Genomic DNA, 16,824 nt, shown 5'->3' with positions numbered 1-16,824 from the left:
TCTTTATGAGTCCATGCTTTTTTTTGCAAGCTGAATTAATAGTCTTTTCTTTTCATCCTGACTAAGATCGAAAGCTTTTATTTTTTCCCGTTCTTTAAAGAGTTCTTCTAAGAGATCAAAAAACGCATCATCAAACTGATCAATAAATTGCTTCGATAAATTTTTGGCGATAGTCGGACTTGCGCCCCCGGTGGACACAGCAAGTGTCAATCTTCCACGCTGATGAAAAGAAGGAACTTGAACATTGCCAAGCTCTGACTCACCGGCAAGGTTGACAAGCTGATGTTCGCCCGCCTCCCTTGCCGCCCAGGCATTCACTTCTTTGCTGTCAGTTGCAGCAACAATTATGAATGCTTCTTGTAAATCCTCTATATCTGCTTCTTTTTGCTTCCACTCAATTTGTGATTGAGCGTGCAGACGGCTGATTTCTTCGATCACGTGCGGGCTGATCACCTTTATTTTTGCACCCTGCTTTAAAAATACAGAAAGTCTTCTATATGCAATTTTTCCGCCGCCGATGACGATAACCAGGCGATTTCGGACATCAACCATTAATGGCAGCATTGCATGGTTCTCCATATCTGAAGGTGTATTTTGAATCATGATTATTAATTGCGGACTGCACTCTCTCGGCAAAAACTTGTTCAACTTCAGAGTCATAGCCCAGATACCGGCAGAGCTTGATTTTTTCATGGTCAAGCTTATCAGCCTTTGTCTGAATTTCCCTCATAAGCAGCCCGGTAAATAATAAATAGGGAACAAGGAAAACCGTTTTCTCTTTAAAAAGCAAAAGGTTTGAAAGCATTTCATCAAGACTCGGTTTTGCAGCAGTCAGAAAGCAGATTTCTACATTGCTGACACCCGCCTCACTCTTTACAAGTTCACTTATGGCAGTCAAATCTCTTACTACGTCCGGGTCTGAGCTGCCGCGTCCAATCAGAACGATGATCGATTCAGCATCTGGTCTGCCCTGTTCATAGATTCGATTCATGATGCTTCTTGCCATCTTTTGATGCACCCCGATAGGCAGGCCATATGTAACAGCAACTTCCGGATGATTTTCTGCAGCCTTTTTCACTTCCAGAGGAATGTCCTCTTTTGCATGAACAGCCGTAAGCAATAATAATGGAACAACGGCAACATGTGTGGCCCCTTGCTTGATGCAGGAAGAGAACCCTTCTTCAATAGAAGGCTCAGCCAGTTCAAGAAATGAAATTTCCTGAATATCAGCATGAATGTGCTTTTGCGTTCTCTCGATAAAAGCAATGGCCTCATCACAGGCTTCTTTCACCCGGCTGCCATGGCAAACATATAAAACAGCTTGTTTCATGTTATAACGCCTCGCTGATTGGAGATGAAGTCTGCAATTTCTCTTCAAACCACTTAATCTTCTCGCGGTAGCGGACTACTTCTCCGATAATAATCATACTTGGATTTTTTATATTCTCTTCACGGACAACATCCAGAATATTTTCAAGTGTGCCTGTCACCGTTTTCTGAACATCTGTTGTTCCCCAGTGTACCAGCGCAACAGGCGTTTCTTTGCTTTTTCCATTTTTCAAAAGCTGCTCCTGAATATATGGAAGATTGCCGACACCCATATAAATCGCTAACGTATCTATGCCTTTTGCCAGGCTTGCCCACTTCTCATCTTCTTTTTCATCATTTTTGTGATGGCCTGTTACAAAAGCAACGCTTGCACTTACGTCCCTGTGCGTGACAGGAATTCCTGCATAGGCAGCCGCTGCTATGCCCGAGGTGATGCCAGGCACAATTTCAAATGGAATCTTCTGTTTTGCAAGTGCTTCTGCTTCTTCTGCACCGCGCCCGAATACAAACGGATCTCCCCCTTTTAAACGGGTAACGATCTTGCCGCTTTTCGCATAACGGATTAAGAAGTGATGAATCGTTTCCTGCTTCATCAAATGATAGTCAGGAAGCTTGCCGCAATAGATGAGATCTGCTTCCTTTTTGGCATAGGAAAGCAATTCTTTATTGACCAGGCGATCATACAAAATAACATCTGCCTGCTGTATGCATTTGATGGCTTTGAGCGTGATCAGCTCAGGATCACCGGGTCCTGCTCCAACTAAATAAACCTTTCCCATGGATAGACTCTCCTTACTAACACGCAAATGTCCCGCGCTTCATTTTGAGACAGCTGCCTTCATTGAGATTTGATATTCTTATAGAATAATATATCAAAAAATTCAAGCTTTTAGAGGGTTTTTTTTCTTGGATATTCAGCCCCTAGAAAAAAACCTTTAAATTAAACCCTTCTCAATTAGGATTTTCGTCATTTGTTTGACACAGTCTTCTATTGAATATTTTTCTGTATCCAGGACAATCTCAGGGTTCGCAGGCTCTTCATAAGGTGCGCTGATTCCTGTAAAATGTTTGATTTCTTCATTTCTCGCTTTTTTATAAAGTCCTTTAGGATCGCGTTTTTCGCATTCTTCTATCGAACATTTAATATAAACCTCGAGGAATTCATCCTTTTCAACCAATTCTCTAACAAGGTCGCGGTCAGCACGGTAAGGAGAGATAAAAGCGGTTAAGACGATCTGGCCGCTTTCAACAAACAGTTTTGAAACTTCTCCAATCCGTCTGATATTTTCCTTGCGGTCGGTCTCATTAAAGCCAAGATCCTGATTCAGGCCATGGCGAACATTATCCCCATCAAGAACAAACGCCTGAGCGCCACGGTCAAATAAAGTCCGTGCAAAAGCGTTCGCAACAGAAGATTTGCCGGAAGCTGACAACCCTGTAAACCAGAGTATAAAACTCTGGTGCTTATTTTTATCTCTTCTCTCTTGTTTTGAAATAGAGGATTCGTGCCATACAATATTGCTGCTCATCGCTGTTTCTCCCTTCTTATGAAACGACTTCTTTTTTAAGTCCGTTTATTAAAACCTCAATGACTTCAGGACGGCTGAACGTGCTTGGCGGAACTTCACCATTTCTCAGCATTTGCCTTACCTTTGTTCCTGATAGAATGATATGATCCGAGCTGTCATGAGGACATGTTTTCGTTGTTGCCATTCCCTCGCATTTGCTGCAGTAGAAGCTGTGATCGAATTTCAGAGGCTTGATTCCAAGCTCCTGTTCCTCAAACTGATCAAAAATTTTCTGGGCATCATAAGTTCCGTAGTAATCACCTACACCGGCGTGGTCTCTTCCTACAATAAAATGAGTGCAGCCGTAATTTTTACGGACAATGGCATGGAAAATGGCTTCTCTTGGTCCGGCATATCTCATCGCTGCAGGGAAGACGCCAAGCTCAACCCGTTCTTCCGGATAGTAGTTTCTTAGAAGAACCTCGTAGCTCTCCATTCTGATTTCGGCTGAAATGTCATCTGATTTTGTTTCCCCTACAAGCGGATTTAAAAATAATCCATCTACTGTTTCAAGGGCTGATTTTTGGATATATTCATGAGCTCTGTGAACCGGGTTTCTAGTTTGGAATCCAACGACCGTCTTCCAGCCTTTGCTTTTGAAAATTTCACGAGTTTCAATTGGATCGAACGTGTATTGCTTAAACGGCTTTACAGGTCGTTTAAGCAGTGTAATTTTGCCGCCTACATAGACATCTTCCCGTTCATGCATTTTTTTTACGCCCGGATGCGCAAGGTCTGCCGTTCCATAAACGTTTATGGCTTCAATCGCTTTGTCGGGTTCATAAACATCCTCAACCTGTATCAGGCCATATACCTCTCCTTTGTAAAGAAGTCTTGCTTTTTCTCCGACTATTAATCTCTCAGCCGTTTCCTTGGAAACAGGCAATGTAATCGGGATGCTCCAGACAGTGCCTGAGGCCAGTCTCATCTCATTTACGACCTGCTCATAATCTTTCTGAGAAAGAAATCCTTCAAGCGGGCTGTATGCTCCAATTCCGATTAATTCCAAATCACTTAATGCCATTGCATCAATTTCAATTTCTGCGTGAATCTCCTGATATTTTTCCTCTGGGTTATATGCTTGTATTAGCAAACCTCCGTGCGGCTGTAAACTCATTATTATAATTCCTCCTAAACATACCATTTTAATTGGTTTTAACGTTAAATGCCCCCGCCTTCTTCATGCACAGCCCGCTTTTCCTCTTTGATGGCCTTCATCAAACTGAGGGCTCCTAAGGTTGCAAGCATGACACTGACAAGAACGGTGATTGAGTAAAGATCACTTTCTAAAAATAATTTAACTAAGAAATAAGAAATGGCCAGTGAAAACAGAGGTGAAACAATCCATATGCGGACAATTTTCTTCACGATGTGGTTATGAAGAATTTCGCTTCCGTTTTTCGCCATTCCAAGACCGATAATCGCTGATGAAGTGACCTGTGTGAGCGGAACCGGCAATCCGAAAATGGAACTGATAATGACGAGACCGGCACCAGTTCCTGAGATTAATATCCCTTCAGGCTTTGAATATCTGGTAATCTTCTTGCCGTTGGTCTCCAGTACTTTTTTTCCGAGGAAAATGGCTCCGATTGCTACAAATGCCCCTCCGATCCAGGTTCCTTTTGAAACGGAGATCAAACCTGCTCCAACTAGAGGACCAACTGCATTCGCGACATTATTCATCCCCGCAGAGAAGGCTTCAAGAAATCCTGCAAGAATCAAAATGCCGGTAAGCCACGGACGATCATGCAAAAATCCCTTATTTTGCAGCCTATAGAGCCCTTTGCCGAATATCCAGGCTAAACCGAAAGCAGCAACAGGAACGATCACCCAAAACATCATAATGACCAGCAGCGAATTAACAAACAGCACTTGATACGCAATCCCGACTCCTACTACCGCCCCAACCGTAACTTCACTGGTAGAAAGCGGAATGCCGAGCAAATTTGCAAAAAACAGGGAGCTTGTCGCAGATAGAATGATAATCAGCACGATTTTTACATTAATAATTTCCTGAGGTATGATGCCTCCGCTGATTGTCTTAACAACTTCTCCGCCTCCGAGCACCGCTCCGGCAAAGACCCCGGCTGCACAAATGAAAAGGGCATGCCTTGCTTTTGGGACTGCACCTGACCCATAAGCAACACCCATCGAGGCAGCAGCACCGCTTGCCCCTATATTCATTGCAAAAAAGAGACTGATCGCAAGAGCCGCTATTTCAAGCACGGGACCTGCTCCTTATCCATGTAATCCGCATTCTGTTTTACCCTGTCCGCTCCATCTTCCGGAACGCAAATCATCGGCATTAAACGCAGGTGCGGTGCAGTGAGAGCAGCCAATGCTCGGGTAGCCCCTGTCATGCAGAGGGTTATAAGGCAAATCATTTTTGTGCACGTACCGCCATACATCTTTCCATGTCCAGTGAATCAGCGGACAAATTTTCACCGACTGAAATTTATCATCCCGGTTAATAAATTGAACATGTTTCCTTGTTTCTGACTGCTCTCTGCGCAGTCCCGAGATCCATGCTTCAGATTCAGATAACGTCTCGTTCAGAGGCTGAAGCTTTCTGATTTGGCAGCATTTATTCGGGTTGGTTTCCCAAAGTTTATCTCCATGTTCCGCTGCCTGTTCCTCTAATGTGAGTTCCGGCTTCTTCATCACGATATTCAGCTTCGGATATTTTTCCCGCACCCGGTCGATTGTTTCATATGTTTCTTTAAAATGAACGTCCGTATCCAGAAAAACAATAGTTGCATCCGGCTCTACTTTCGAAATTAAATCAACAAGCACAATCCCTTCTATTCCAAAGCTGCAGGCATAAACAATCTCTTTGCCGTAATGACTGTAGCTCCACTTTAAAACGTTTAATGCGCCTTTATAAGTGTCATCAACTTCAAACTCAGCCGCTGGCTCCTGCCAGTTTTCATACGTAAGCATGTGAATTCTTCCCCTCTATCAGCCAGGTCCCGTTAAAAAAAGACACTTTAACAGAATGACGGAACCCGTTCAATGTTAAAATGCCTCCAGTTTATCTAGTCAGCACATTATTTTATTCTTACTTTTTCGTTCTTCTCAAGCTGAATCACTTTGCCGTCCTGAACAATCAATGTGACAGAACCATAATTCATCGTTTTCAGCATTTCCCTTAATCTTTCGAAGACGAGTTCAAGCTGTTCTTCCTTTCCCACTGCAGTCCCCCATTTCATTTCTTATCCGCTCTTTTTTTCTGAGAAATGCACCGCAATCTGAGAATGTAAAAAAGCCTTCCAACTTGAAAGACTGTTCAGGTAATGTACCTTATCTTTCAAAATGGGTTTACATTTTGCTGGATTTAGCACCTTGCCAAACGCAGGTTGCCGGGCTTCACAGGGCCAGATCCCTTCGCCTCTCTGGATAAGTTTATTATATTTTTCTAAATTTTATCACAATTAGCCGCCGTGTCAACCCTAGTTTTTCGATCGGAATTAATTTTTTTTATTTTTCAGCGAAATTTAGTTCTAAAATTGAGAATCGTGAATAAAGTTTATGGTCAAAAAATTACTATCGTAGAGGTGAAACAAATTCTCATTCCATTCATTATGACCCTATTCGCTTTCGTTATAGGCGGATTTTCATTAGCTTATGCCATTGTATCTCTTGATGATCATCTTATTTTCCAAAAAATCAAAAGTGAACAATCCGGACTTTTTTGGATATTTGGCTGGCTCGGCCATGCGAGCTTCTCGTTTTGCAAAAGGTTTGATAAAAAAGCATGGCAGATAAAAATGTTCCGAACTGGTTATCTGCTTCTAAGCCTTGTTTCGATTCTAGTTTCGATTTTGATTTGGATATAAAAAAGAGACTGGGACGTAACGATTATCTCCTGAAACTAAAGCCGAACATTGAATAGTGCGAAAATTATTAAAAGAAAGGGCTATTTTCGCATAAATTGTTGTTTCTAATGTTAAATATAGTCCGTTCCTTGCAGCGAGAGGAACTTGCTTTCCGCGGGGAGCATGAGAGCCTCTCGGTGTTGCCTGTGGGGTCTCCCATTTTGCTCTATATCCCGCAGGAGTCAAGTTCCTTCCGCTGCTATCCTCCTAAGGTTTCTAACATTTAGTACTGCAGCAACAATAGAAAAAAATCCGAACTAAAACGAAATTCAAGTTGGAATTTCACATAATAGTTCGGATTATTCTTTGCCTGAAAACCTTTTGTCCCAGCCTCTTTTTGCCTATTTAAACAGTCATCCATGCTTCATTTGCCGGGTTTTCACGCCATTTTTTCAGCTTTTCCAGATCTTCTTTTTCAATGGATCCTTTATTCAAAGCTACATCAATCAATGAAGAATAATCGGTAAGAGATACAGTATGAATGCCTGCTTCTGCAAGCATTTCTGCGCCTTTTTGCAATTCATATGTGAAGATGGAGACCACTCCAATTACTTCACATCCTGCCTCTCGCAGAGCCTGAACAGCCGTAATAACGCTTCCTCCTGTTGAGATTAAATCCTCAACGACTACGACTTTTTGACCTTCGTGCACTTTCCCTTCGATTTGATTGCCTTTTCCATGGCCCTTCGGCTTGCTTCTCACATAGCACATAGGCAGATTAAGAAGATCACTAACCCATGCAGCATGAGGAATACCGGCTGTTGCGGTTCCTGCAATCATTTCAGCCTGGGGATACTCTTCCCTGATTAGCTTAGTTAATCCCTCTGCAATGTCTTTTCTGACTTCAGGATAGGATAACGTTAAACGATTGTCGCAATAAATTGGAGATTTGAGGCCGCTTGACCATGTAAATGGCTCATTTGGACTTAAAAAGACGGCTTCAATTTTTAACAGCTGCTCAGCAATTTGATGTTTCATACAGGCAGACCCTCCCATGCGTTTTTCATTTGTAAGTATGCTTTCAGCGGATCATCCGCTTTTGTGATGCTTCTGCCGACAACAATGGCAGTTGATCCAAGCTCTCTCGCCTTATAAGGAGTCGCCACTCTCACTTGATCATTCATTGAGTCTTCCGCCATGCGGATTCCAGGCGTAATGGTTTTGAAAGAACGGTCCAAATGCTGATAGATATCAGGTACTTCAAGCGAAGAACAGACAATCCCATCGAGTCCGCTCTCATCTGCCAATTTGGCATAGTGCAGGACGGTTTCGTTCAGCCCTTTTTCGATAAGCAGTTCATGTTTAAGCATGGACTCTGATGTGCTTGTTAATTGAGTTACAGCAATACAGTCAGGTCTTTTTGCCCCTGCCCGCGTTCCTGATTCCAGACCTTCTATCGCAGCCTGCATCATCGCGCTTCCGCCTGCAGCATGAACATTGACAAGATCCACTTCAAGCTTTGCAAGTCCTTTCATAGCCTGTTTGACGGTCTGCGGAATATCATGGAGCTTCAAATCAAGAAAAATGTCATGTCCGTCTGATTTAAGCTGATGGATTATCGCGGGGCCTTCCTGATAAAACAGCTCCATTCCCACTTTTACATAAAGCTTTTGATCAGGCAGCTTTTTTAAAAATCCGTCCACTTCTTTTCCGTCCGGAAAATCAAGCGCGATAATTAGCGGTCTCCCGTTCATTTTTCCAGCTCCTTCCGATGCATTCTGAAATATGTTCAAATCCATATTCTTTTAATGTCTGAGGCAATTGTTCGATGATTTCTGGACATACAAACGGATTGACGAAGTTTGCTGTTCCGACAGCGACTGCACTTGCACCTGCATACATAAATTCAAGGACATCTTCAGCTGTCTGCACGCCTCCCATGCCGATAATCGGTATGGAAACAGCCTGGCTTACTTCATACACCATTCTGATCGCGACAGGCTTGATGGCAGGGCCTGATAATCCCCCGGAGCGGTTGGCGAGAATTGGTTTTGCCGTTCTCATGTTGAGCCTCATCCCAAGCAGCGTATTAATCATCGTTAAACCATCTGCACCTGCGTTTTCAATGGCTTTGGCGATTTCAACAATGTTGCTTACATTTGGAGAAAGCTTCACATAGACAGGCACCTCTGATACTTCTTTTACTGCCTTTGTCAAAGATGCGGCAATCTCAGGGTTCGTTCCGAAAGCAATTCCCCCCGTTTTTACATTCGGGCAAGAGATATTCAGTTCAATTGCGTGAACATTTTCTGCTCTGCTGATTTCTCTTGCTACTTCAACATAATCCTCCTGTGCGGAGCCCGCTACATTCGCAATAATCGGCACATCATAAGACTCGAGCCAGGGAAGCTCTTGTTCAAGGACTCCCGTGAGGCCTGGATTTTGAAGGCCAATGGCATTCAGCATGCCTGCCTCTGTTTCCGCCACTCTTGGCGTCGGGTTGCCAAAGCGTGCTTCTGCCGTGGCAGCTTTAATCATAATCGCACCAAGACTGCTCAAATCGTACAGGTTTGCAAATTCTTTACCGAAGCCAAAGCAGCCTGAGGCCGGCATAACCGGATTTTTCAGGGATAAACCGGGCAATTCGATGTTCAGCATGATAAAAGCACCTCCCCGGCTTTAAATACTGGACCGTCGCTGCACACTTTTTTATAAGAAGTGCCAGCAGGATCATCAGCTGTATGACATACACAGGCGAAGCATGCGCCAATTCCGCAGCCCATCCTTTCTTCTAGTGACAGAAAGACACGCTTGTCAGGAAAAAGTCTTTCTATGTTTGCAAGCATCGGAGTGGGTCCGCAGGAAAACAAAGCATCAAAAGCGAGATCATATTCTTTAATCAAATCTGTGACGTATCCCTGCATTCCATAAGTGCCGTCTACAGTCGTTACATAAGTATCTCCAAGCTTTTGAAACTCTTTTTCATAGAAAACGTGCTCTTTTGACTGAAAGCCCAGAACATGCTTAACCGTAACCCCTCTTTTTATCAGGCGTCTTGACAGTTCATATAAAGGAGGCACGCCGATCCCGCCTCCGACAAGAAGGGCTGTATCGCCTTTTTCCATCTGTTCAGGATCAAATCCATTGCCGAGCGGTCCAAGTACATCAACAAGCTCGCCATTCTTTCTTGCAGAAAGGAGCTTCGTGCCTGCTCCCTCTGCTCTATATATCATGGTAAATTCCTGATTCTCTTTGTCTATTTTCGCTATGCTGATCGGTCTTCTTAATAACGGTGAGGCCGTCTCTGAAACTTTTACATGTACAAACTGCCCTGGCTGATTCATGTGATCGACTAAACTGCCTTTTAATGTGATTTCATAAATGCCTGCTGCCAATTCCCTCTGATCTGCAATCGTCATCCATTCTTTTTGTATCAAGCGTATGTCACCTCTTTGCTGATAGCGCGCTTTGGCATTTCGTCTGTAGAGAATGTCATGGACTCAAGCACTCTTAAAATCGCTTTTGCCGTATCGAGCGATGTTAAGCACGGAATGCCGTTTTCTACAGATTCACGGCGGATTCGGAATCCATCCCGCTGCGGCTGTTTTCCTTTTGTCAGTGTATTGATGACAAACTGTGCTTCGCTTGTGCGGATGATGTCAAGCATGTTTGGCGCCTCGCTGCCGATTTTATTCACAATCTTTGCAGAAACTCCATTGGCATGAAGGTATTCCGCCGTTCCGCTTGTCGCCATAATCTGATAGCCGATGGCGCTGAAGCGTCTTGCAACTTCAAGACCTTCTTCTTTATCTTTATCTGCAATCGTCAGCAGAACCTGTCCGTAATTCTGCACTTTCATTCCGGATGCAATCAGGCCTTTATACAGAGCTTTTTCAAGCGTTGTATCCTTGCCCATGACTTCTCCGGTAGATTTCATTTCAGGGCCGAGTGTAATATCGACTCTGCGCAGCTTTTCGAAGGAGAATACCGGAACTTTCACATAGACGCCGGCACTCTCAGGCTGAATGCCTGTTTCATAGCCTAGCTCATGAAGTGTTTTTCCTAAGATAACCTTTGTAGCGAGATTCGCCATTGGGACTCCCGTAATCTTGCTTAAAAATGGAACCGTGCGGCTTGATCTTGGGTTTACCTCAAGCACATAAACTTCATTTTTGTAGATAACAAACTGGATATTCAGCAAACCTTTTATATTTAATCCTTTGGCAAGAGCGATTGTTCTTTCTATAATCGTTTCCTTTATTTCTGCGGACAGAGTTTGCGGCGGATAGACGGCAATTGAGTCGCCTGAGTGAACGCCTGCACGTTCGATGTGTTCCATAATTCCTGGAATAAAGACCGTTTCGCCGTCTGAAATCGCGTCTACTTCGATTTCTTTTCCGGTTAAATATTTGTCAATGAGAACGGGATGCTGCGGATTTACTTTTACCGCATTTTTCATATAATGCAGCAGGTCTTTTTCTTCATATACAATTTCCATTGCCCGGCCGCCGAGAACATAGGATGGTCTAACTAATACCGGGTAGCGGATCTCTGCTGCAATTTTAACTGCTTCTTCAACAGAAGTGGCTGTTTTACCGAGCGGCTGAGGGATGTTAAGCTTGCCTAATGTGTACTCAAACTTATCTCTGTTTTCAGCGCGGTCCAAATCTTCAAGGGATGTACCAAGGATCTGCACGCCTCTTGCTTCAAGCTCTTCTGCTAGATTAATAGCTGTTTGTCCGCCAAATTGAACGACTACGCCGCGTGGTTTTTCAAGTTCTACAATATGCATGACATCTTCTGCAGTAAGCGGTTCAAAGTAAAGCTTATCTGAGATGCTGAAGTCTGTAGAAACCGTCTCAGGGTTATTGTTGATAATGATTGCCTCATACCCGGCCTCTTTGATGGCCCATACAGAATGTACCGTTGCATAATCAAATTCCACGCCCTGGCCGATTCGAATCGGTCCTGAACCGAGGACAATCACACTTTCTTTGTCTGTTACAGCAGATTCGTTTTCATCTTCGTACGTGCCGTAGAAGTAAGGAGTTTGTGATTCAAACTCGGCTGCACATGTATCAACTGTTTTGAAAACCGGGAACAGCTTCAGCTGTTTTCTGTAGTCATAGACTTCACGTTCAGCCATGTTCCAGAGCCTTGCGATTGCAATATCCGAGAAGCCCATTTTCTTGGCTTGTTTTAGGACATCAGCATCAAGCTTTGCTTCTTTCAGCACATTTTCAAACTTGATGATTTTTTCTATTTTCACTAAGAAGAACAGATCGATCGCACTCCACTCATGAATCGTTTCAATGGATACCCCTCTTCTGATTGCTTCAGAAAGATAGAATAGACGCTCGTCGCCTGCTTTCCTGATTCTCTTTTCGATCAGTTCATTGCTGAATTCATCAGCATTTTTCAGATCCAGATGATACTCATCTGATTCAAGTGAACGTACAGCTTTCAGCAATGATTCTTCAAATGTTCTGCCGATCGCCATTACTTCTCCTGTCGCCTTCATTTGAGTGCCAAGGCGGCGGTTTGCTGACTCAAACTTGTCAAATGGCCATCTCGGAATTTTCGTCACGATGTAGTCAAGTGCAGGTTCAAAGCAAGCATACGTCTTGCCGGTAACTGGGTTCATCATTTCGTCAAGCGTCAAACCGACAGCGATTTTAGCTGCAAGCTTTGCAATTGGATAGCCAGTTGCTTTTGAAGCAAGCGCAGATGATCTGCTGACGCGCGGATTGACCTCGATGATGTAATATTGAAAGCTGTTTGGATCAAGTGCGAGCTGAACGTTGCAGCCGCCTTCGATTTGCAGAGCCCGGATGATTTTAAGTGAAACGTTCCGGAGCATTTGATACTCGCGGTCACTTAAAGTCTGACTTGGTGCAACGACGATTGAGTCACCTGTGTGTATGCCGACAGGATCGATGTTTTCCATGTTGCAGACCACAATCGCACTGTCATTTTTATCGCGCATTACTTCATATTCAATCTCCTTATAGCCTGCGATGCTTTTTTCAAGAAGACATTGAGTGACTGGGCTGTACTTTAATCCGCTTGTGACGATCTCAATCAGCTCTTCTTCGTTCGAACAGATACCACCGCCTGTACCGCCAAGCGTATAGGCTGGTCTTACAATAACCGGATAGCCTACTCTATCTACAAAAGTGAACGCTTCTTCAAGGTTATGCACAATGTCACTATCAGGCACAGGTTCACCAAGTTCATTCATTAACTGGCGGAATAGATCACGGTCTTCCGCTTTTTGAATCGCGCTGAGCTTTGTTCCTAAGATTTCAACATTGCACTCTTCAAGCACACCGGCATTTGCAAGCTCTACTGCCATATTCAATCCGGTTTGTCCTCCGAGAGTCGGGAGAAGGGCATCCGGACGTTCTTTTCGGATGATTTTTGTTAAAAATTCCACTGTTAAAGGTTCAATGTAGACTTTATCCGCCATTTCGGTATCCGTCATGATCGTTGCCGGATTGGAGTTTACTAGAATAACCTCATAGCCTTCTTCTTTTAAAGCAAGGCAGGCTTGAGTTCCGGCATAATCAAACTCTGCCGCCTGGCCAATAATGATCGGACCTGAACCTATTACTAGAATTTTTTTAATGTCTACGCGTTTTGGCATACTTTGACCCCTTCTTTCTTGTGAGTTTCAATCATGTCGATAAATTGATCAAAAAGTCCGTTTGCATCTTCCGGTCCTGGTGAAGCTTCCGGGTGGTATTGAACCGTAAATGCAGGAAGTTCTTTATGTTTAAGGCCTTCAACTGACCCATCATTCAGCGCAATATGTGTTACTTCAAGATCAGTTGCAGCAACTGAATCAAGAGTGACAGTGTAGCCGTGATTTTGAGAGGTCATCGCAATTTTTCCTGTAGCTAAATCTTTGACAGGATGATTTGAACCGCGATGTCCGAATTTCATTTTTTCAGTGTTTGCTCCTCCTGCCAGTGCGAAAAGCTGGTGGCCAAGACAAATTCCGAATAACGGAATTTTCCCGAGCACTCCGTTGATCATATCCAGTGCATGCGGCACATCTTTTGGATCCCCAGGTCCGTTTGAAAGCATAATGCCGTCTGGATTCAATTGAAGGATTTCTTCTGCTGTCGTTGTGTGTGGAACAACAACGACGTCACAATCGCGCTTATTAAGCTCGCGCAAAATGCCATGCTTCATTCCAAAGTCCACTAATGCAACTCTGCAGCCGCGTCCAGGACTCGGATAAGATGTTTTTGTTGATACGGTTTCCACTTGGTTAGTTGGAAGGTTTGCTGCTTTTAATTTTGCAAGCACCGCCTCCGTATCTGCATTCTCAGAGCAAAATGCCCCTTTCAGGGTTCCATATGTCCGGATAATCCTTGTGAGTTTACGAGTATCGATTCCTGCTAATCCAGGTATCTTTTTAAGTTTAAAATACTCATCAAGTGAATACTCGCTTCTGAAGTTTGATGGTACTTCACATAATTCTTTTACGATAAACCCATTAATGAAAGGCGAGATGGTTTCAAAATCATCGCGGTTAATTCCATAGTTTCCGATAAGCGGATAAGTAAGTGTGACAATTTGTCCGCAATATGACGGGTCAGATAAAATCTCCTGATAACCTGTCATTCCAGTGTGAAAAACGATTTCCCCAATCGTATCTTCTTCGCTTCCAAATCCTTGTCCTGTGAAAATGGTTCCGTCTTCGAGAATTAGATGTCTGATCATGCGTTTACTCTCTCCTTTTCCCAAACTAGCTGTCCTTGTGCGATTGTTGCGATTGGCCATCCTTTGCAATTCCATCCTCCAAACGGAGTGTTCTTGCCTTTTGACAGGAATGCTCCAGGATCAATTACTTTTACTTCCTCTAAGTCAATGATTGTAAGATCTGCCGGACTGCCAACTTCTAATTTTCCATATGGAAGGTTAAAAGCTTTACTCGGCTTAATTGTCAGATAGTCGATAAGCTGCTTCAATGTCCATTCGTTCGACTCTACAAATCGTGTATACAGCAGCGGAAAGGCGGTCTCCAAACCTACGATTCCAAATGGCGCAAGCTCTATGGTTTCCGCTTTTTCCTCTTTTGTATGCGGAGCATGGTCTGTTGCTATAAAATCGATGGTTCCGTCAAGCAGTGCTTCAATTAAAGCATCCTTGTCATCACTTCCGCGCAGCGGCGGATTCATTTTGTAGTTCGTATCAAGTTCAGGAATATCACTGTCGCAAAGCAGCAGGTGATGAGGCGTAACTTCAGCCGTGACGTTGATGCCCGCTTTCTTTGCATCTCTCACCACTCTTACAGATTCCTTTGTGCTGATGTGACAGACATGATAATGACAGCCTGCTGCTTCTGCAAGCAATACATCTCTCGCAATCTGGACCGCCTCACACACAGATGGAATACCGTTTATGCCATTTCTTTTTGCAAATTCTCCGTCATGCAAAGCTCCTTTATAAATCAGCGAGTTATCCTCACAGTGTGCAACAATGCTCACTCCAAGCGCGGCAGCTTTTTTCATTGCCTCAAACATCATGCCGGCTGACTGCACTCCTACACCGTCGTCTGTAAAAGCAAACGCACCTGCCTGTTTTAATCCCTCAAAGTCTGTCAGCTCTTTCCCTGCCTGGCGTGTTGTAATAGATGCATATGGCAGCACACGGACCGAAGCCGTTTCTTTTATGCGATTTTGCAGCCAGTTCATTTGTTCAGGATGATCCGGCACTGGTTTCGTGTTAGGCATTGCGGCAACCGTTGTGAATCCTCCTGCTGCAGCTGCTTTTGTGCCAGTTTCAATGGTTTCCTTATGCTCCCCTCCCGGTTCTCTCAGATGGATATGTAAATCGACAAAGCCAGGAGAAACAAGATTGCCTTTAGCATCAATGACCTGTGCCGTTTCATGCTTGATATTTTCTTCTATTTGAACAATGATTCCATCCTGAATCAGAATATCCGCTTTTTTCTCTGCACCGCTGTTATCTAAAATACGTCCATTTTTAATGATAAAATGCATAAGTATTTTCCTCCTCGCTTAATGTGGCACTTTCTAAAGCCCGCTTCAGTACGGCCATTCGGATATAAACGCCATTTTCCATTTGCTTGAAAATCCTTGATCTTCTGCTCTCAACCAGCTCGCCGGCAATTTCTACTCCGCGATTAACCGGTGCAGGGTGCATAATGATGGCATTCGGCTTCATGTTTTTTTCTCTTTCAATCGTTAATCCAAATTTGCGGTGATAGTCTGAAAGACCATCATTTTCACCGTGATGTCTCTCATGCTGAATTCTAAGCAGCATCACAACATCGGATGTCTCTATCGCTTCATCTGTCGGTACGTATTGCCCGAACCCATCTGATGAATCTCTCCATTCCTCCGGCCCTGAGAGTAAAACGTTTGCCCCGAGACGCTTCAGCACTTCTGCATTTGACCGCGCTACCCGGCTATGTTTGATATCTCCGTGAATGGAGACTGTCAGGCCTTCAAATTGTTTGAACTCCTGCTGAATCGTAAGCAGATCAAGCAGTGACTGTGTCGGGTGATGACCGCAGCCGTCCCCAGCATTCAATATCGGAATCTTTACTTTATCTTGCAATTCAGTAAAGTACTCATCGTTTGGATGTCTGATGACAACTGCGTTTGCTCCAATTGCCTCAAGTGTCCTTACCGTATCGTACAAGGTTTCGCCTTTTTGAACACTAGAGTGAGAGGCGTCGAAATTGAGAACATTCAGTCCAAGTCTTTTTTCTGCAACTTCAAAGCTGAATCTTGTTCGTGTGCTTGGTTCAAAAAACAGATTAGCAACAAATGTCGGTGTTTCCTGCAGCACGGTTTTCCCTGCTTTAAATCGTTCTGCATCTTTTAATATCTTCATGATTTCATCTGCAGGTACATCAGTCATTTTCAATAAGTGCCTCAAAGCCATCTCTCCCCTTTTTTAGTAAGAAAGCGCAAGCGTCTGTTTAGCTCCCAGACTTCAATGCCCCAAACTTTCTCCCTTTTTTCTGCAAAAAAACACCCTGATCAGAGATTCAGGGTGTGAGGAAGCTGACAAATCATCAGGCTGATCTGCCAATGCTCATCCACCCTTGCAAGTCTCTCTGGACTTTCGTT

16 protein-coding genes and 1 riboswitch are annotated in these 16,824 nt (G+C 43.8%); all 16 genes read right to left on the bottom strand.

The window, feature by feature from the left end; translation table 11 throughout:
* Nucleotides 1-3: 3 nt before the first annotated feature.
* The 16 genes from AC3ISE_RS09380 to AC3ISE_RS09305 all read right to left on the bottom strand — a co-directional run bounded on the left by AC3ISE_RS09380 (nucleotide 4) and on the right by AC3ISE_RS09305 (nucleotide 16,630).
* The gene (locus AC3ISE_RS09380; protein ID WP_489223987.1) at nucleotides 4-564 is read right to left on the bottom strand and encodes a precorrin-2 dehydrogenase/sirohydrochlorin ferrochelatase family protein; all 561 of its coding nucleotides are present in this window, start codon (nucleotides 562-564) and stop codon (nucleotides 4-6) included.
* The gene (locus AC3ISE_RS09375) at nucleotides 545-1,330 is read right to left on the bottom strand and encodes a sirohydrochlorin chelatase (RefSeq protein ID WP_489223986.1); all 786 of its coding nucleotides are present in this window, start codon (nucleotides 1,328-1,330) and stop codon (nucleotides 545-547) included. Before AC3ISE_RS09375 ends, AC3ISE_RS09380 begins: the two co-directional genes overlap by 20 nt.
* Before the next feature lies 1 nt (nucleotide 1,331).
* Complete coding sequence (cobA, locus tag AC3ISE_RS09370; protein WP_489223985.1) at nucleotides 1,332-2,108, bottom strand: uroporphyrinogen-III C-methyltransferase; 777 nt, start codon at nucleotides 2,106-2,108, stop codon at nucleotides 1,332-1,334.
* A gap of 156 nt (nucleotides 2,109-2,264) precedes the next feature.
* Complete coding sequence (gene cysC / locus AC3ISE_RS09365) at nucleotides 2,265-2,858, bottom strand: adenylyl-sulfate kinase (protein WP_489223984.1); 594 nt, start codon at nucleotides 2,856-2,858, stop codon at nucleotides 2,265-2,267.
* A gap of 16 nt (nucleotides 2,859-2,874) precedes the next feature.
* Complete coding sequence (gene sat / locus AC3ISE_RS09360; protein ID WP_489223983.1) at nucleotides 2,875-4,014, bottom strand: sulfate adenylyltransferase; 1,140 nt, start codon at nucleotides 4,012-4,014, stop codon at nucleotides 2,875-2,877.
* 44 nt (nucleotides 4,015-4,058) lie between these two features.
* Nucleotides 4,059-5,081, bottom strand: a complete 1,023-nt coding sequence (gene cysP, locus AC3ISE_RS09355; protein ID WP_489224302.1) for a sulfate permease — start codon at nucleotides 5,079-5,081, stop codon at nucleotides 4,059-4,061.
* Nucleotides 5,082-5,135: 54 nt separating this feature from the next.
* Complete coding sequence (locus AC3ISE_RS09350) at nucleotides 5,136-5,837, bottom strand: phosphoadenylyl-sulfate reductase (RefSeq protein ID WP_489223982.1); 702 nt, start codon at nucleotides 5,835-5,837, stop codon at nucleotides 5,136-5,138.
* Nucleotides 5,838-5,944: 107 nt separating this feature from the next.
* A complete protein-coding gene (locus tag AC3ISE_RS09345) occupies nucleotides 5,945-6,088 on the bottom strand; it encodes a YezD family protein (protein ID WP_133311231.1) in 144 nt (47 codons plus the stop codon).
* Nucleotides 6,089-6,194: 106 nt separating this feature from the next.
* Nucleotides 6,195-6,300, bottom strand: a riboswitch (SAM riboswitch).
* An 817-nt stretch (nucleotides 6,301-7,117) separates the two neighbouring features.
* Nucleotides 7,118-7,750: an orotate phosphoribosyltransferase gene (gene pyrE / locus AC3ISE_RS09340; protein ID WP_489223981.1), complete on the bottom strand. Its 633-nt coding sequence runs from the start codon at nucleotides 7,748-7,750 to the stop codon at nucleotides 7,118-7,120.
* Nucleotides 7,747-8,466: an orotidine-5'-phosphate decarboxylase gene (gene pyrF, locus AC3ISE_RS09335; protein WP_489223980.1), complete on the bottom strand. Its 720-nt coding sequence runs from the start codon at nucleotides 8,464-8,466 to the stop codon at nucleotides 7,747-7,749. Before pyrF ends, pyrE begins: the two co-directional genes overlap by 4 nt.
* Complete coding sequence (locus AC3ISE_RS09330; RefSeq protein ID WP_489223979.1) at nucleotides 8,435-9,370, bottom strand: dihydroorotate dehydrogenase; 936 nt, start codon at nucleotides 9,368-9,370, stop codon at nucleotides 8,435-8,437. Before AC3ISE_RS09330 ends, pyrF begins: the two co-directional genes overlap by 32 nt.
* Nucleotides 9,364-10,149 (bottom strand): dihydroorotate dehydrogenase electron transfer subunit, encoded by a 786-nt coding sequence (locus tag AC3ISE_RS09325; RefSeq protein WP_489223978.1) that lies wholly within the window; start codon nucleotides 10,147-10,149, stop codon nucleotides 9,364-9,366. Before AC3ISE_RS09325 ends, AC3ISE_RS09330 begins: the two co-directional genes overlap by 7 nt.
* Nucleotides 10,146-13,358, bottom strand: a complete 3,213-nt coding sequence (gene carB / locus AC3ISE_RS09320) for a carbamoyl-phosphate synthase large subunit (RefSeq protein ID WP_489223977.1) — start codon at nucleotides 13,356-13,358, stop codon at nucleotides 10,146-10,148. The genes AC3ISE_RS09325 and carB overlap by 4 nt, the downstream gene beginning before the upstream one ends.
* Nucleotides 13,343-14,443 (bottom strand): carbamoyl phosphate synthase small subunit, encoded by a 1,101-nt coding sequence (locus AC3ISE_RS09315; protein ID WP_489223976.1) that lies wholly within the window; start codon nucleotides 14,441-14,443, stop codon nucleotides 13,343-13,345. Before AC3ISE_RS09315 ends, carB begins: the two co-directional genes overlap by 16 nt.
* Nucleotides 14,440-15,726: a dihydroorotase gene (pyrC, locus tag AC3ISE_RS09310; RefSeq protein WP_489223975.1), complete on the bottom strand. Its 1,287-nt coding sequence runs from the start codon at nucleotides 15,724-15,726 to the stop codon at nucleotides 14,440-14,442. The genes AC3ISE_RS09315 and pyrC overlap by 4 nt, the downstream gene beginning before the upstream one ends.
* Nucleotides 15,710-16,630 (bottom strand): aspartate carbamoyltransferase catalytic subunit, encoded by a 921-nt coding sequence (locus tag AC3ISE_RS09305; protein WP_489223974.1) that lies wholly within the window; start codon nucleotides 16,628-16,630, stop codon nucleotides 15,710-15,712. The genes pyrC and AC3ISE_RS09305 overlap by 17 nt, the downstream gene beginning before the upstream one ends.
* Nucleotides 16,631-16,824: the final 194 nt, after the last annotated feature.

This window comes from Metabacillus sp. KH_069 (assembly GCF_057838075.1).
This window is presented reverse-complemented; position numbering and strand designations above follow the sequence as displayed.

Excerpts from the sequence above, each read along its gene's own strand:
- AC3ISE_RS09380 (WP_489223987.1), bottom strand. The coding sequence starts at position 564 with ATGCTGCCATTAATGGTTGATGTCCGAAATCGCCTGGTTATCGTCATC.
- cobA (WP_489223985.1), bottom strand. The coding sequence starts at position 2,108 with ATGGGAAAGGTTTATTTAGTTGGAGCAGGACCCGGTGATCCTGAGCTG.
- AC3ISE_RS09330 (WP_489223979.1), bottom strand. The coding sequence starts at position 9,370 with ATGCTGAACATCGAATTGCCCGGTTTATCCCTGAAAAATCCGGTTATG.
- AC3ISE_RS09375 (WP_489223986.1), bottom strand. The coding sequence starts at position 1,330 with ATGAAACAAGCTGTTTTATATGTTTGCCATGGCAGCCGGGTGAAAGAA.
- cysC (WP_489223984.1), bottom strand. The coding sequence starts at position 2,858 with ATGAGCAGCAATATTGTATGGCACGAATCCTCTATTTCAAAACAAGAG.
- sat (WP_489223983.1), bottom strand. The coding sequence starts at position 4,014 with ATGAGTTTACAGCCGCACGGAGGTTTGCTAATACAAGCATATAACCCA.
- AC3ISE_RS09350 (WP_489223982.1), bottom strand. The coding sequence starts at position 5,837 with ATGCTTACGTATGAAAACTGGCAGGAGCCAGCGGCTGAGTTTGAAGTT.
- cysP (WP_489224302.1), bottom strand. The coding sequence starts at position 5,081 with ATGAATATAGGGGCAAGCGGTGCTGCTGCCTCGATGGGTGTTGCTTAT.
- pyrF (WP_489223980.1), bottom strand. The coding sequence starts at position 8,466 with ATGAACGGGAGACCGCTAATTATCGCGCTTGATTTTCCGGACGGAAAA.
- carB (WP_489223977.1), bottom strand. The coding sequence starts at position 13,358 with ATGCCAAAACGCGTAGACATTAAAAAAATTCTAGTAATAGGTTCAGGT.
- pyrE (WP_489223981.1), bottom strand. The coding sequence starts at position 7,750 with ATGAAACATCAAATTGCTGAGCAGCTGTTAAAAATTGAAGCCGTCTTT.
- pyrC (WP_489223975.1), bottom strand. The coding sequence starts at position 15,726 with ATGCATTTTATCATTAAAAATGGACGTATTTTAGATAACAGCGGTGCA.
- AC3ISE_RS09315 (WP_489223976.1), bottom strand. The coding sequence starts at position 14,443 with ATGATCAGACATCTAATTCTCGAAGACGGAACCATTTTCACAGGACAA.